This window comes from Algivirga pacifica (assembly GCF_039543525.1).
GTDB lineage: Bacteria > Bacteroidota > Bacteroidia > Cytophagales > Flammeovirgaceae > Algivirga > Algivirga pacifica.
The window spans coordinates 1-15,831 of the sequence record NZ_BAABJX010000052.1; the positions used below are offsets into that span (position 1 = coordinate 1).

Annotated in this window: 9 protein-coding genes; 6 read left to right on the plus strand and 3 right to left on the minus strand. The window is 37.8% G+C overall.

Going from position 1 to position 15,831, the window contains the following annotated elements; all coding sequences use genetic code 11:
* Positions 1-256 precede the first annotated feature (256 nt).
* From ABD985_RS16325 to ABD985_RS16335, 3 genes are all read left to right on the plus strand, one after another.
* Complete coding sequence (locus ABD985_RS16325) at positions 257-559, plus strand: HU family DNA-binding protein (RefSeq protein ID WP_345373587.1); 303 nt, start codon at positions 257-259, stop codon at positions 557-559.
* A 96-nt stretch (positions 560-655) separates the two neighbouring features.
* Entirely contained in the window at positions 656-1,483 is an 828-nt protein-coding gene (locus ABD985_RS16330) for a tetratricopeptide repeat protein (protein ID WP_345373589.1), read from the plus strand.
* Between the two features lie 360 nt (positions 1,484-1,843).
* Positions 1,844-3,403: an Rne/Rng family ribonuclease gene (locus tag ABD985_RS16335; protein ID WP_345373590.1), complete on the plus strand. Its 1,560-nt coding sequence runs from the start codon at positions 1,844-1,846 to the stop codon at positions 3,401-3,403.
* 135 nt (positions 3,404-3,538) lie between these two features.
* On the opposite strand, the gene uvrA is transcribed toward ABD985_RS16335, so the two are convergent.
* Complete coding sequence (uvrA, locus tag ABD985_RS16340; RefSeq protein WP_345373591.1) at positions 3,539-6,361, minus strand: excinuclease ABC subunit UvrA; 2,823 nt, start codon at positions 6,359-6,361, stop codon at positions 3,539-3,541.
* Positions 6,362-6,652: 291 nt separating this feature from the next.
* On the opposite strand from uvrA, the gene ABD985_RS16345 reads away from it, so the two are divergent.
* The 3 genes from ABD985_RS16345 (at position 6,653) to ABD985_RS16355 (ending at position 12,152) form a co-directional block, all read left to right on the plus strand.
* Positions 6,653-8,488: an ABC transporter ATP-binding protein gene (locus tag ABD985_RS16345; protein ID WP_345373592.1), complete on the plus strand. Its 1,836-nt coding sequence runs from the start codon at positions 6,653-6,655 to the stop codon at positions 8,486-8,488.
* A gap of 254 nt (positions 8,489-8,742) precedes the next feature.
* A complete protein-coding gene (locus tag ABD985_RS16350) occupies positions 8,743-9,441 on the plus strand; it encodes an NAD-dependent epimerase/dehydratase family protein (protein WP_345373594.1) in 699 nt (232 codons plus the stop codon).
* Positions 9,442-9,668: 227 nt separating this feature from the next.
* Positions 9,669-12,152 (plus strand): DUF6089 family protein, encoded by a 2,484-nt coding sequence (locus tag ABD985_RS16355; RefSeq protein ID WP_345373596.1) that lies wholly within the window; start codon positions 9,669-9,671, stop codon positions 12,150-12,152.
* A gap of 359 nt (positions 12,153-12,511) precedes the next feature.
* Here the strand turns inward: ABD985_RS16355 and recA are convergent, their stop codons facing one another.
* Both recA and ABD985_RS16365 read right to left on the minus strand, forming a co-directional pair.
* Positions 12,512-13,582, minus strand: coding sequence for a recombinase RecA (recA, locus tag ABD985_RS16360; RefSeq protein WP_345373598.1), 1,071 nt, complete (start codon positions 13,580-13,582; stop codon positions 12,512-12,514).
* A 217-nt stretch (positions 13,583-13,799) separates the two neighbouring features.
* Positions 13,800-15,587 carry an SLC13 family permease gene (locus ABD985_RS16365; RefSeq protein WP_345373600.1) on the minus strand — a complete coding sequence of 596 codons (1,788 nt, stop codon included), beginning with the start codon at positions 15,585-15,587 and terminating at the stop codon, positions 13,800-13,802.
* Positions 15,588-15,831 lie beyond the last annotated feature (244 nt).

The following is a 15,831-nucleotide window of genomic DNA, read 5'->3' on the forward strand; positions in this document are numbered from 1 at the left end:
CTCCTTATAATGATTAATTATTAATTTTCAATTAGTAATTAAGTATAGAGCCTTATTCAGCACAGGATGCTGGATAAGGCTTTTTTTGTCTTCCTTATATATGTAACATGTAAACTAATATATAAAGATATTTACAATTTTATTGTACGAAAGCTGGTTGTATAGTTGTAAGTGACAAAATTTACTTATAAATTTGCAAGCCTTTTGAAGTGATTGATTACGAGATTTTTAAGTCTAAAAACAAAACTTTAGGACAGTGACAAAAGCGGATATTATAGCGGAGATCTCCAACCAAACAGGTTTGGATAAAAATGATGTGACAACAACAGTTGAATCATTTTTTAAAGTGGTGAAAACAAAAATGGCCGATGGCGAAAACATTTATGTAAGAGGGTTCGGAAGTTTTATTAATAAGAAAAGAGCGAGCAAGATTGGTCGTGATATTTCAAAGAATAGAGCAATTGAGATTCCTGAGCATTTTATTCCTAGTTTTAAGCCATCAAAGTCATTTGTGGAAAAAATTAAAAATAGTGATAGAGTAAAGCTTGCGAATAAGTAAGATTGATATCACTAATTTCAAAGACAAGTCTCAGTAGGGTAAATAAACCCTACTGAGGTTTTCAGTAAACGAAAAGAGTAGGTAAATATAACTATTATGATGTCTAAGTCTCAGTATATATTGATCGCGATTGGCGTTGTATTCGTGGCAGGACTAATGTTCATGCCTAGAGCCGTAGTTCGAAACAATGACAAGCAAGTGAAGGAAGCTACTACAGCTTCTGCAACTGAGAATACAGCAAATACTACTCATTCAGAAACAATTCCTGAAGACAAGAAAGAGCGCATTGCTCAGCTGCAAGCCAATATACAACAAGCAACAGAACAAGAGGCATTGCCTTTATTAGATAAACTGATTGCAGAATGGAAAATGATTAACAGGTATGATAGTGCAGCAGTAGCTGCAGAAGACTTTTATACCGTTCATACAAAGCAGCCTTATTTGTTGAATGCGGCCGATTTGTATTATGAAGCTTTTACTTTTGCGGTTAATACGGAAAAGGTAGCTCAGATGGGGGCCAAAGCCAGAGGCTTATATGAGAAGTACCTGGAAAAGTCTCCAGAGGATTTGGATGCTAAGGTGAAGCTTGGAGTAACCTATGTATCTACAGAGGCTCCTATGAAGGGAATATTTATGATTAGAGAAGTTTTGAAAAAAGACCCTAACCATAAGTTAGCACTCTTTAATTTGGGAACACTTTCCCTACAGTCGAATCAGTTTGATAAGGCAGTAGGTCGATTTAAGAAATTGGTTGATCTTGACTCAGAGGATATACAAAGTAGATTTTATCTAGCAGTATGTTACAAAGAGTTAGGAGATAAAGATAAAGCCATCCAGCAATTAAATATTGTGAAGGAGAAAGCACAAGATGCGCAAATTATTGCGACAGTAGATAAATACTTGACAGAATTGGAGGCGAAATAATCTCTTTATGTCGGATTTGTCAATTAATTGCATTAAATTGCGACTTGTTTTGAACTGATAGCCTTTTAGGAGGCGTTCTAAAATAAGAAAATAAATTTTAAGAACTTTAAACTGTAAAGCATATGCCTTGCGGAAAGAAGAGAAAGAGACATAAGATCGCTACTCACAAGAGAAAGAAAAGACTTAGAAAAAACAGACACAAGAAGAAGTAATTAAGTCTTTAAAAACATTTTGGACCTTGACTTTAGCTTTTAGCGTTAAGTCAAGGTCTGACGTTTATTATAGTCATGGTATTGACTATATCAGGTACAAGCCCTTTAAATAGGGATGTTTTAAAAAAAAAATTAAACTTTTATCAAGTTGAGCAACGAATTAATCATCAATTCAACTCAGAATGGTGGTCGTATTGCTTTACTAAGAGATAAGGGTCTTGTTGAACTGCATTATGATAGTGAGGACGACAAATTTCAGGTAGGTGATATCTATCTGGGAGTAGTAAGAAAAGTTGTTCCAGGCTTGAATGCAGCGTTCATTGACATAGGATACGATAAGGATGCATTTTTGCACTATCTTGACTTGGGACCTAGAGTACGCTCTTTACAGAAGTTTATTAAACTCGGACAAGGAAAACATCACAAACACGTGAGTCATAAGTTGGCTTCATTCCGTATGGAACCAGAAATTGATAAACTTGGTCGAATTAATGAAGTTTTTAAGCAGAACCAAAGAATTTTGGTTCAAGTAGTAAAGGAGCCTATCTCAACAAAGGGACCAAGACTATCTTGTGAACTATCGATTGCTGGACGTTATTTGGTACTAGTACCATTTTCCAACTCAATCAATATTTCCAAGAAAATTTCTGATGCAAAAGAGCGTAAGCGCTTAATGCGCTTGATTTCTTCTATCAAGCCGGAAAACTTTGGCGTGATTATCCGAACGGTAGCAGAAGGCAAGGATGTCGCAGAGCTAGATAGAGACCTTAGGGATCTATTATCGAAGTGGGAAAAAGGGGTGAATCACCTCAAAAATGCTAAACCAAGACAAAAAGTCATTGGTGAAATGAGCAGAGCTACTTCTATGCTTAGAGATATTCTTAATGAGTCTTTTGATAGTATTACCGTAGATGATCCAGAATCATATGAAGAGATCAGATCATTCATCAAGACCATTGCTCCTGACAAGGAGAAAATAGTAAAGCATTACACTGGTAAAACCAAAATTTTTGAGCACTTCGGAATTGAGAAGCAACTCAAAGCGCTATTTGGACAGACCGTAAGTCTTCCGAGTGGTGGTTATCTGGTAATAGAGCATACGGAAGCTCTTCATGTCATTGACGTGAATAGCGGAAATAAATCAAATGCTGAGTCAGATCAAGAAACTACTGCCTTTAATGTCAACCTAGAAGCCGCTTCTGAAATTGCCCGACAGCTTAGGCTAAGGGATATGGGAGGGATTATTGTGATTGACTTCATCGATATGAAAAAGGCGGAGCATAGGAAAGCGGTCTATGACCACATGAAAAAGGAGATGAAAACAGATCGCTCCAAATATACTGTGCTTCCATTGAGTAAGTTTGGTTTGATGCAAATTACCAGACAAAGGGTAAGACCTGAGCTTAATATTAAAACACAGGAGAAGTGCCCTACATGTAACGGAACTGGAAAGATTTCTGCCTCCATTATGATCTCTGATCAAATTGAAACGGATGTAGAATATATTCTAGGTATGCAAAATGAAAAAAATGTGACTTTGTATCTTCATCCATATTTGTATAGCTATTTCAATAATGGCTTGATTTCTAAGCGTATGAAATGGTTTATGAAGTACTTTAAATGGGTGAAAATGGTACAAGATTCATCATTAGGAATATCTGATTACAGACTTGAGAATTATCTGGATGAAGTAATTGAGATTTCCTAAACAAGCAATTAGTATCAGTCGTAAGAGATGTGACGATGATTGCCCACCTTTATTAAACGGCACAATCTTTTATGACGCACAAAAACATTAAAAAGCCTGAGGATTTGAATATCTTCAGGCTTATTTTTTTACGATTTATAGTTCTTCCCTGAGGAACTGAGCCGTATAACTTTCTTTGTTCTTGGCTACTTTTTCGGGTGTACCTTGACAGACAATACTTCCTCCGGCACTACCTCCTTCAGGACCAAGGTCAATAATGTAATCCGATACCTTGATCACATCCAGGTTATGTTCAATGATCAATACCGTATTCCCTTTATTCACTAGCTTCTGAACAACATTCAAAAGATGTTCTATATCTTGGAAATGTAAACCGGTGGTTGGCTCATCTAAAATATAAAATGTTTTTCCGGTATCCTTTTTTGCTAGTTCAGTTGCTAATTTTACACGCTGGGCTTCACCTCCAGAAAGTGTTGTAGCGTGTTGCCCTAATGTAATATAACCTAAACCTACATCATTGAGTGCTTGTAGTTTCTTGAGAATTTTAGGGTTGTTCTCAAAGAAGGTAAGGCCTTGCTCTACGGTCATATCTAGAACATCAGAGATAGACTTTCCTTTGAAGCGAACTTCTAAGGTTTCTCGATTGTATCTTTTTCCTTTACATTTCTCACAGTCAACGTATACATCAGGTAAGAAGTCCATCTCGATGAGTTTTTTTCCACCACCCTGACATTCCTCACAACGACCTCCCTTCACATTAAAGGAGAATCGACCCGGTTTATACCCCCGGATTTTTGATTCTGGTAAGTTGGAGAAGATACTTCTTATATCGGTAAACATACCTGTATAAGTCGCAGGGTTTGAGCGAGGAGTTCTTCCAATGGGGGCCTGATCGACTTCGATAACCTTATCAATATGCTCTAAGCCTTTAATGCTTTTATAAGATTTAGGATCCTTTTTAGAGCGATAAAAGTGTTGATTCAAGATTGGATACAGTGTATCGTGAATCAGGGTAGATTTACCGCTTCCGGAAACACCCGTGATAGTAATGAAAGTGCCTAGAGGGAACTTTACGGAGATATTTTTAAGGTTATTCCCTTTAGCTCCTTCAAGGTGTAATACTTCTCCATTTCCTTTTCTTCTTGTTGTAGGAACGGAAATGTTACGTTTATCTTTTAAGAAGTCGGCAGTAGTACCTGTTTGTTGGAGGAATTTTTCAGGAGGCCCTGCAGCCATTACTCTTCCTCCATGTATACCAGCACCTGGACCAATATCAAGAATGTAGTCAGACGCTAGCATCATATCTTTATCGTGTTCTACCACGATAACGGAGTTTCCTAAATCCCTAAGATTCTTTAAGGCATTAATGAGTTTTACATTATCTCTCTGATGGAGACCTATACTAGGTTCATCAAGGATATAAAGTACCCCTACGAGTTGTGTTCCGATCTGTGTTGCTAAACGTATACGTTGTGCTTCTCCTCCAGATAAGGTTTTTAGCGGTCTGTTGAGTGTGAGATATCCAAGACCTACATCTAATAGAAATCCTATACGTTTTCTTAGCTCTTTTAGTACTTCACTGGCGATGGTGTTCTGGCGTTCGCTTAAGCGTTCTTCCAATCCATTAAACCAAGTACCTAAAGAGGTAATATCCATTTCTGCTAACTCTGCAATATTTTTTTCATCTATCTTAAAGTGTAGTGATTCTTTCTTGAGACGACCTCCTTTACACTCAGGACATTCTTGTATTAATGTAAACTCGGCAGCCCATTCCTTTACTTTATCGGAGCTTTCGTTAAGGTGCCTAGTGAGGAAGTTAATCACCCCTTCAAATTTTGTATGCCATAAGGTACCTGGATGTTTTACTGAAGCTACCTCTACTTCCTCATCACTACCATATAGAATGGTTTCCACAATTTGCTCAGGAAGGTCTTTGATAGGGGTAGAGATACTCAAATTTTCCTTTTTAAGGAAGCTCTCTATTTTTTTGAAAATCCAAATGTCACGGAACTCTCCTAGTGGAGCTAATCCACCCCTACTAATACTTAGATTTGGGTCGGGAATCACTGACTCTCTTGTGATTTCTTCTATTTGTCCTAAACCATTACAGGTTGGGCAAGCACCATAAGGGGAGTTAAAAGAAAACATGTTAGGAGCAGGTTCATCATAGGATATTCCAGAGACCGGGTCCATGAGGAATTTGGAGAAGTGTTGCACTGTATTTTTCTCAGGTTCGGATACCATCATGACACCTTCCCCGTGTTTTAGTGCTGTTTTTACGGATTGTCCTATCCTAAAACGGTCTTCTTCACTCACTATAACTCTATCGATGACAATTTCAATATCGTGTGTTTTATAGCGGTCTACCTGCATCTTGGGAACCAGTTCCATTAGTTCTCCATCGACCCTTACTTTTCCGAAGCCTTGTTTTCTGATCTGAACAAATAGCTCTCGATAGTGTCCTTTTCTACCTTTAACAACAGGAGCTAGAAGGATAAGCTTCTGATTGGCATACTTCTGCATGATTATTTCAAGAATCTGGTCTTCGGTTTGCTTGACCATTTTCTCTCCTGTAACATAAGAAAAAGCCTCTCCGGCCCTAGCATAGAGTAGACGAAGAAAGTCATAGATTTCTGTAGTGGTTCCTACCGTAGAGCGAGGGTTTCTAGAGGTAGTTTTTTGCTCGATAGAGATGACAGGACTCAATCCTTCAATTTTATCGACATCGGGTCTTTCCATATTGCCAATAAAGGAGCGAGCATAGGCAGAAAAACTCTCCATATACCTTCTTTGTCCTTCAGCGTAGATGGTATCAAATGCAAGGGAAGACTTACCACTTCCACTGATTCCAGTAATTACAATCAGTTGATTACGGGGAAAACTGATATCAATATTTTTAAGGTTGTGCTCTCGGGCACCGTAGACACTTATTTGCTCTTCTTGCATTACTTCGTTCATTTCAGGTATTCTAGCAGACAATTAGCCTCTTCATACAAATATATAGTTATTTAGTGATATTCTATCACTAGAACAATGACCTTAAAGGAATGCTGGTAAAGAGATAAAATAATCTTTTACATCAATGAGAATAAGGTAAAAGAGAAGGATACTTACTTTAAGTAGGATTTATTTAGAATGACAGTGGGCGAATGTTAGTAAATATAATGTAATTTGTCGCTTTAATTTATTAAGGAGCACTTTCTTGCATTTGGAAAGTGAGAGGAATATAGATGTATTGAGCGAAAAAAGATGAAGACTTATTTTCGATTACTGGAGTTTGCAAAGCCAATTACTCCTTTTTTAGTACCCTATTTTATTTTAACGATCCTATATACTGTTTTTAGCTTGGTAAACTTTGCCATGCTAACACCTTTGATGGATGTACTTTTCAATGAGATTCCAGAACAAGCACCTGAGGGACAGTTGTATTGGGACGATTTTACATTATCTAAAGAATTTATCAAGGGATATTTTTATCAGGAATTTGCCAGAATTATAGAAGAGTCTGGTAAGATGACTGTTTTAGCTATTGTCTGTGGAGTGACGATTACAGCCTCTCTATTTGCGAACATCTTTCGTTATGTCAGCAGAAGAATGTCAGAAGGATTGAAAGCAACGACGGTTGCAAGAATTAGGGCAGCTTTATTTGATAAAATTACATCATTGCATATTGGATACTTTACAAACCAGCACAAAGGTGATTTGATGTCAAGGGCAACCAATGATGTTTTTGCGGTAGAGGCATCCATTACACAATCTATCACTACTTTTGTAAAGGAACCAATTACCCTAATTGTATTTTTTGCCTATCTTTTCACTTTATCATTTGAGTTGACCATTTTCACCTTTTTGATTATTCCGATTTCTGGAGGTGTGATTTCTTATATCGCTAAGAAATTAAAGAAACACTCTAAGAATGCACAACAGTTTTCAGCTTCTTTATTAAGTGTGCTGGACGAGACCTTGGGAGGAATGAGGGTGATTAAAGCATTTGGTTCTGAGCGTTATGTGAAAAGTAAGTTCGATTTTGAGAATCAAGAGTATGTAAAGTCATTTCGAAAGATGGCTAATCGAAAGGAATTAGCCTCCCCTTACTCAGAAGTCATGGGAATGGTATTCGTAGGGATTATTTTGTTTTATGGAGGATCATTGGTATTGGACAAAGGAGAAGAAGCTCCTTTAACAGCCAGTGAATTTATCACTTATATTGCTTTCTTTACTCAAGTACTTAATCCAGCGAAAGCGATCTCCAATGCTATTGGAAATGTGCAAAGAGGTCTAGTTGCAGGAGAACGTATTTTGGAGGTATTGGATTTAGAGCCAAGTATACAAGATCAAAGCAAGAGTTTACCATTGAAGTCTTTTGACGAGGCAATAACGTTTGACAAAGTATCTTTTGCTTATGGAGATAAGCAGGTGTTGCATGATATTTCATTCCGTTTAGAGAAGGGAAAAACAGTTGCTTTGGTCGGGCCTTCAGGAGGTGGAAAATCTACTATTGCCGATTTGATTCCTCGCTTTTATGATCCTTCCGGTGGACAAATTTTAATTGATGGTAAGGACCTTAAAGAATACACCATTGATTCTTTGAGAGATTATATGGGAATAGTTACTCAGGAATCTATATTATTCCATGATACGGTTTTCAATAATATTGCCTTTGGCCAGCCGGATGCTAGTCGAGAAGAAGTGATTCAGGCTGCAAAGATTGCCAATGCTCATAATTTCATTATGAACATGGAAGATGGGTATGATACTATGATTGGAGAAAGAGGAGCCAAGCTTTCTGGAGGACAAAGACAGCGTTTAAGTATTGCAAGGGCTGTTTTTAAGAATCCATCTATTTTGATTTTGGATGAAGCAACGTCTGCTTTGGATACGGTTTCTGAGAAACTAGTACAAGATGCGATCACCAATTTGATGAAAGATAGAACAGCATTGGTGATTGCTCACCGCTTAAGTACAATTCAAAATGCTGATCTCATTATTGTGATTAAAGAAGGTCGAGTGGTAGAGCAAGGTACACACGACTCACTGATAGCAAAAGGAGGAGTTTATAAAACTTTGCAGGAGTTACAGTCTTGAGAAACGTAGTTATTTATAGGCTATTGTTTATCGCTTATAATGTTTTAAAGGGTAAACAATAGCCGATAAGCGGTATATAGTGTGTATACGGCAGAAATGATAGGTATCATTAAATAATCTTAGACAAAGAACTATTTTAGCTTACGAGAATGACATTACATCTCTTTGTATACAAAGATGAGTGTACTGAGGTATCATGTTATAACAGATGCCAACATATGGCTAAATAAAATCAGAGTTTAATTTAGATCAAAATGAGAGAACCAAGGCAAAAGAAGGCGCTGATCATAGGGGCAACCGGTTTGGTTGGAAAGCAACTACTATCGTTATTATTGGAGGATGATCGCTATGAGAAAGTGATCGCTATTGGACGCAGAATGTCTGATGTTAAGCACCCTAAGTTGCATGAGGTCGTAACGAGCTTTGATCGATTGGATACCGTTTCTTTTGATTACTCTATTGATGATGCATTTTGTTGTTTAGGTACTACGATGAAGAAGGCAAAGCATAAAGAAGCCTTTTATAAAGTGGACTTTACATATGTCCAATACTTTGCTGAAGTAGCCCAAAGGCACCAAGTGAGAACTTTTTCAGTAGTATCTGCATCAATGGCGAAAAAAAATTCAGTTTTTTACTACAATAGGGTCAAAGGAATGATGGAAGATATGCTAAAAGGTATAAAATTTGATAGGTTAGTGATACTAAGGCCATCATTACTATTGGGAGATCGAGAAGAAGTTCGCTTAGGAGAAGACTTGGGTAAATTTCTTGTTGGTATCTTAGGGTTTATGCTTCCTGATCGCTTCAAAGGGATTAGGGTAGAACAAGTAGCCCAGGCCATGTTTTTTGCTGTAAATACGCTTTCTTCAAAAACATCTCACGTAGAAGTGTTAGAATCTGAAAAGATTAAACTATTGGCTTCTGCAATGAATACTGAAGAGGTTTTAGATTAAAGAAAGAACCTCTTGGGCTTTTATAATAATTTCGGTAAAGGGATCGTTTTCAAAATAGACTAATAGCTAGTCTGTAGAATGAGTAGGTCAAACAAAGTGATTTCGGTAACTTTACAGACTTTTTTGATGCTTTCATGCTACTTGAGAAGTGAATCTAAAATTATAAAAGCCTGTTTTTAACTTTATCCAAAAACGGGACTAATCAATATTGTTGACTTATATTCGTCATGCTAACAGGTAAGGAGCTACGATTACTTCCTGTACTTTTTGCTGTAAGCTTTCTGCTTTCTTTGACGGCTTACGGGCAAGATCATTCTGGGACAAACAAGGATATCCCTTATTATAAACCTAGAATTATATCTGACCATTATTATAATGTAGAAGTACAGGCCGGCACATCGTTTTATTATGGAGATCTTTCGAGTAAGGTGGGACCTATGGGGCTAAACCCTTTTTTGCCTGGACAGGTAATAGGGTTGGGGATAGGCTCTAGAAGAAGTAGAAGGATACATTTAAGTGCAGGAGCACACTGGATAAGACTATGGGGAGATGATTTTAGTAGTAACCCTGTCAATTCGCATAATTACAATAGAAATCTGCATTTCCGAAATGATTTATGGGGACTGTCTGTGAAAGGACGATTTGATATTCTTCCTCATAGGGGACATTATATCGATCGACCAACAGTAGCTCCGTATCTTTTTGCAGGAGCATCTGCCTTCCTTCATTCCCCTTATGCAAAAGCACCTGAGGAATATGACCGTATATGGGTTTCATTGAGACAGTTACAAACGGAAGGGTTTAATTATAATAAGTTTGCATTCTCAGCGCCTTTGGGAGTTGGTTTTGAAGCCAAGCTGAATCAGCGTATGGGGTTGGCACTGGAAATAGGACTTAATTTGAGTTCTACAGATTATCTGGATGACGTCAGTGGTTATTATCGCGATCCGGCGGATTTTCCGGGGCGTGATCTAGGTAATAAAATGGCGAATCGATCAACTGAGTTGTTGGCAGGTCTGACTAATGAGGAAAGGGTTGTGAATGATGTCTATTTTGAGCCTTTTGATAAAAGAGGTGATACAGGTACTTATGATGGGTTCTGGACTTCGACACTTAAGTTGACTTATATTCTATCTAAAAATAAACACAGTAAAAATCTTTCCAAGATCTATGATCTTCATACGATAAGAGATACGGATAGCCATTGGTATATTCGAAAGAATCATTATACCAAAAGGAGTGTGGAACTGGAGGAGGTAACCTCTCAGGAGGAACGCTATCAAGTGACTCCTTTAGCCGTAAATACAGAGCATTCGGAAGCACTTCCATCGTTTTACAAACGAGGTATATTGTTTACATCAGATCAATATTCCAAAAATAAGGAAGTACACAAAAAGCATAGAGAAGGGTATTTCAATTTCTTTTATTCCCCTAAGAATGATATGTTCCGAAATGAAATTACTCGTCCGGTATTGGTGGATTCTACTTCTCTACTGGGAGAATGTCATCATGAAGCAGTAACGGCTATTCCTGGGAAAAGGCAATTGATAGTAGCTGTTTGCGAGCGAGATAATCCTTTTGATGAAATGCAAATGCATAAATTACTGAGGGTCGATGCAACGAGTGAGCATCATTGGTCGGTAGACGATGAGCTTCCATTCAATACGGGAGACTTCTCTATTTCACACCCTAGCATTTCAGAGGATGGTAATACGTTATATTTTGTGTCTGATATGAAAGAAGGTTATGGAGGAACAGATATTTATGTTTCGTACTTTCATAAAGGACAGTGGACCTACCCTAAAAACTTGGGCCCAGTAATTAATACAGAGAAAGATGAGATAGCTCCTTATGTACATGAGGATGGTACACTTTACTTTGCTTCGGATGGTCATCCAGGATTAGGTGGATTGGATATCTTTGAGGCAAGACCTGATATGGCAGGAGTGTATACTCAGCAACCTGTAAATCTTGGACGCCCTATAAATTCTTCTGAAGATGATTTCTCTTTAATTTTAAATAGTGTCAAAAGAGAAGGATATTTTACTTCTAACCGAAAGGGAGGGAAAGGTGGTAACGATTTATACCAACTAAAGGTGAAAAAGATCCCTCAGAGCAGGGTATTAACCGATACAGAGGCACCATTGCTAGCAGAGAAGAAGCTGAAGCTGAAAGGTGCTGTAGCAATAGAAGGGAGAGATTTATTGGTTCGAGGGGTAACAGTGATCCTGACAGACTCTCTTTATGATGATAAAAGACGTACAATTACGGATCGTACAGGTCATTTTGAGTTTGAGATACAGAATGATCGAATTTATTATTTACACGCTGTCATGATGGGATTCAAACGGGTAAAACCTGTGAAGATCTCTACGGTGGGAGTTTCTTCAGATGAGGCCGTGTGGCAACGTTTGGAGATTGTTCATAATAGTTACAATATTACCCTCAAAGGAGTGGTAAAAGGTGTAGCGGGACCTATACAAGAGGCTTCATTGACTATTCTGAACTTGAATAATGATGAAAAGCAAAAGATGACGACAGATCAGGATGGTAATTATGAGGTAAATCTTAAGAGGGGGACAAAGTATACAGTATTGGTAGAGAAAAAAGGACACTTACAGAAAAAGTTAGATATCAGTACGGCGGATAAAGCGGTAGCCTCTACCATACAAGTAGATATAGAGTTAGAATCTTCTAACTTGCAGAACTAATAAAACATGAATCATCCCATATTAACAAATGGCTTAGCTTTCTGAGAATTCATCCCTGTACAGCTATCTCAAAAGCCCTTTATGAGCTTCTTCATTTTTTCCTTGATGAAAAAACGAAGCAAAAAAATCAAGGCTTTGAAGAATTTGCCTAATTTCTAATCACAAAAGCTAAAAATTCCAAACTCGCTGCGCTCAAACAATGGAATTTTCTTGACGCTTTTACGATTAAAAATTTTAACGGCAATTCTTCAAGGCCATTTTTAGATATATAAAGGCACTTTTTAAACAAAAAAATGAGTCACCCCTTAGATGTTAATATGGGATGACTCATCTTGCGATTTAAAAGTTTTAAGCTTGACTTATCCCTCTTTTTCTGCTTGAGGTTTCTTGCTTTCTTCTTTTACTTCTTCTTCAGCAGGTAGTGCAGTACCTTCATAATGTGCTCTTACCTGTGCTTCAAGTTCTTCCATAAGTTCTGGATTGTCCTTGATCATATCTTTGACCGTTTCACGACCTTGACCCAGCTTGGTACCTTTGTATGAGAACCATGATCCGGCTTTTTTAACGATCTCTAGGTCTACAGACATATCGAGTACTTCTCCAGCTCTTGAAATACCTTCTCCATATAGAATGTCAAATTCCACTTGCTTGAATGGAGGTGCCACTTTGTTTTTCTGTACTTTGACTCTTGTACGGTTACCTGTAATGTTGTCTGCTGATTCTTTGATCGCACCAATTCTTCGGATATCCAAACGGACAGATGAGTAGTATTTTAGTGCATTACCACCAGTCGTAGTCTCAGGGTTACCGAACATGACCCCAATCTTATCTCTCAATTGGTTAATGAAGATACAGCAACAGTTGGTTTTACTTACTGCACCCGTAATTTTTCTTAAGGCTTGAGACATTAGTCTTGCTTGTAAGCCCATCTTGCTGTCTCCCATTTCGCCTTCCAATTCCGCTTTTGGAACCAAAGCAGCCACGGAGTCAACAATTAATACATCAATAGCACCAGAACGGATCAAATGCTCAGCAATTTCCAAAGCTTGCTCACCGTGGTCTGGTTGTGCGATTAATAGGCGATCCATATCGATCCCTAGCTTCTCCGCATAAATTTTGTCAAATGCGTGTTCCGCATCTACAAAAGCAGCCATTCCTCCTTGTTTTTGGGCTTCAGCAATAGTGTGTAATGCTAAAGTCGTCTTACCAGAAGATTCAGGTCCGTAGATTTCTACAATTCTACCTTTTGGTAAACCTCCAATACCCAACGCAATGTCCAATCCTAATGATCCGGTAGATACCGCTGGAACATCGACTACATTGTCGTCAGTCATTTTCATTACTGCTCCCTTACCATAGGTTTTATCCAATTTGGCAATAGTAAGTTCTAAGGCTTTAAGCTTCTCTTGTTGTTCTTTATCTGATGCCATCGTATATAGATTTCTTAAAAGTGAAAATAGATCTCTGAATGCATATAGACCGTATAGTTACCAGCTCTCAGGGTAATATATAGGTCCTTGTGTTAATAACTTTAATTATTTCTTATTACAAAAGTATATACTGAGAACGTAAACGAATTACGTTCTGAAATAAATAATAAATTTTTATTTTTTCATCATAAAAGGATAAAAAAATTAACAATGTTAATTAAAGTTGATATCGAAGGCTAATAAAAGCGATACATACAGCAGTATAGAGGATGGTTAGTGGAAGGCCAGTAAAGAAGTAGTCTTTGGGAGTATACTGTCCAAGACTATAGACCATCCAGTTGGTTTGATAGCTTACAGGGGTGAGGAATGCCGCAGAGGCAGCAAAAGCAATTCCAACAAAGAAAGGAGTTCCGTCAATTTGCAGATGTAGGGCGGCAGAATAGGCAATGGGAAAAACAATGGAAACAGCGGCAATATTGGTGACAAAGGAAGTCAGAATAACCGTTAGAATAAATAGTCCAGTGAGTACTCCTATAGTCCCAAAGTTGTATAGAAAAGTAACAAATACATTGGTGATGATCTTAGCCGCACCCGTTGTTGTAAAGGCATTACTAATAGCCAAAGCAGAGACTAGTAGGACTAAAAGATCTGCATCCAGATGAGTAATGGAATCGGCAGTACTGGTGTATCGAAAGAAAAGTAATAGGGCGAAAATTAATAATACTCCCATAAAAACACTCCATAAGCCTAGTGCTGTGCCTATAATGGTTCCGAGGGTCAATATTTCAAGTATAAAATTGCGTTTATGTTTCCGATTGGGAGCATCAGACTCTGGGACGACTTCAGAAACAATATAGAATGCATGATCAGCATACTTGTTTCTCAAGAATGTTTCATCGATGGAAAGCAAAACCATATCACCGCTTTTAAATGTAACGTCCTTTAGGTTGTTCTGTACTTTTTTACCATCTCTCTGGACTGCGAGTAGTTCTGCATCGTATTTTTTTGGCAAGTCAATGTCTGTATTTTTACAATCAATCAAAGGTGAATGGGCGGGGATAATAGCTTCTACGACTCTTTTATCATCCTTATGCTTGGGGAGAATAAGCCCGATGCCGGAATCTATAATAGTGATGATTTTTTCTCTTTGTCCCATAAAATATAGGTGATCATGGGCTTCTAGTATAACCTGTTCTGTGACGGGAGTAATAACTTCTCCTGCTCTATGAAGCTCAATAAGGTAAGCACCTTCTTTGCTGTACTCCTGAAGCCCAGAATCTTTTACTGTTTTTCCTACTAAGGGAGAGTCCCCTATTACCTCAGTTTCTACCCAGTACTCTGGAGCAATATTGCGTGCGTCATTGAAATTTTCATTTTTCTTAGGGAGTATTTTTTGAGCAAAAGTAATGAGGTAAAGTACACCTATAATAGTAACAATTAAGCCCAAGTATAAGAAGTCTGAAAATTGCAGCCCTGGTAGTCCGGCACTTTGTATTAATCCATTAACCATCAAATTGGTGGAAGTACCTATCATGGTAATCATTCCCCCTAGAATAGTGGCATAAGATAAAGGGATTAGCATTTTGGAGGAGTGTGCGCCATTATCCTTACACCATTTGTAGACATAAGGAGTCATTAATGCAACCACTGGAGTATTATTGAAAAAGGAAGAGAAAATAGCTACAAGAGTTGTCATGCGAGTTAGGAATGCTCTGGAACTCTTGATCCCCTTGAATAAAGTATTAAACAGGCGATCAACCGGAAAAGATTTATTGACAATACTAGAGATGACTGTTAGGATAATTACAATACCAATGGATTGATTACTGAAGCCCTTCAGGAATTCGGAAGGAGTAGTAACTCCTAGAAGTATAAGCGCTAAGGCTCCAAAAAAGAAAATTGTAGAGGGCTTTCTTATATTGAGATATAGAGCGACGATAATAGCAATTAATACTGCAAATACGATATAGGAAGTATATTCCGGTGAATATAAAGAGAAGTTCATTCTCATAGTAGGTTAAGTGCAATGCGTCCTTACGCTAAAGGATGCATTGTTTTATGGGTTAGTAGATACTTAGTAAGTGGCTATAGTAATGTTGGGTGGTAACAAAGGGCGAGTCAGTATTGTCACATCAATTTTGGTTTATTGGTTATCGTTTAATAGTAACCCGTAAACCTGATTCTTTTTCCATAGACTGCGACAGTATTAACCTAGGAGACTATAAGGGAAGTCTGGAGGGTGAAAAGTA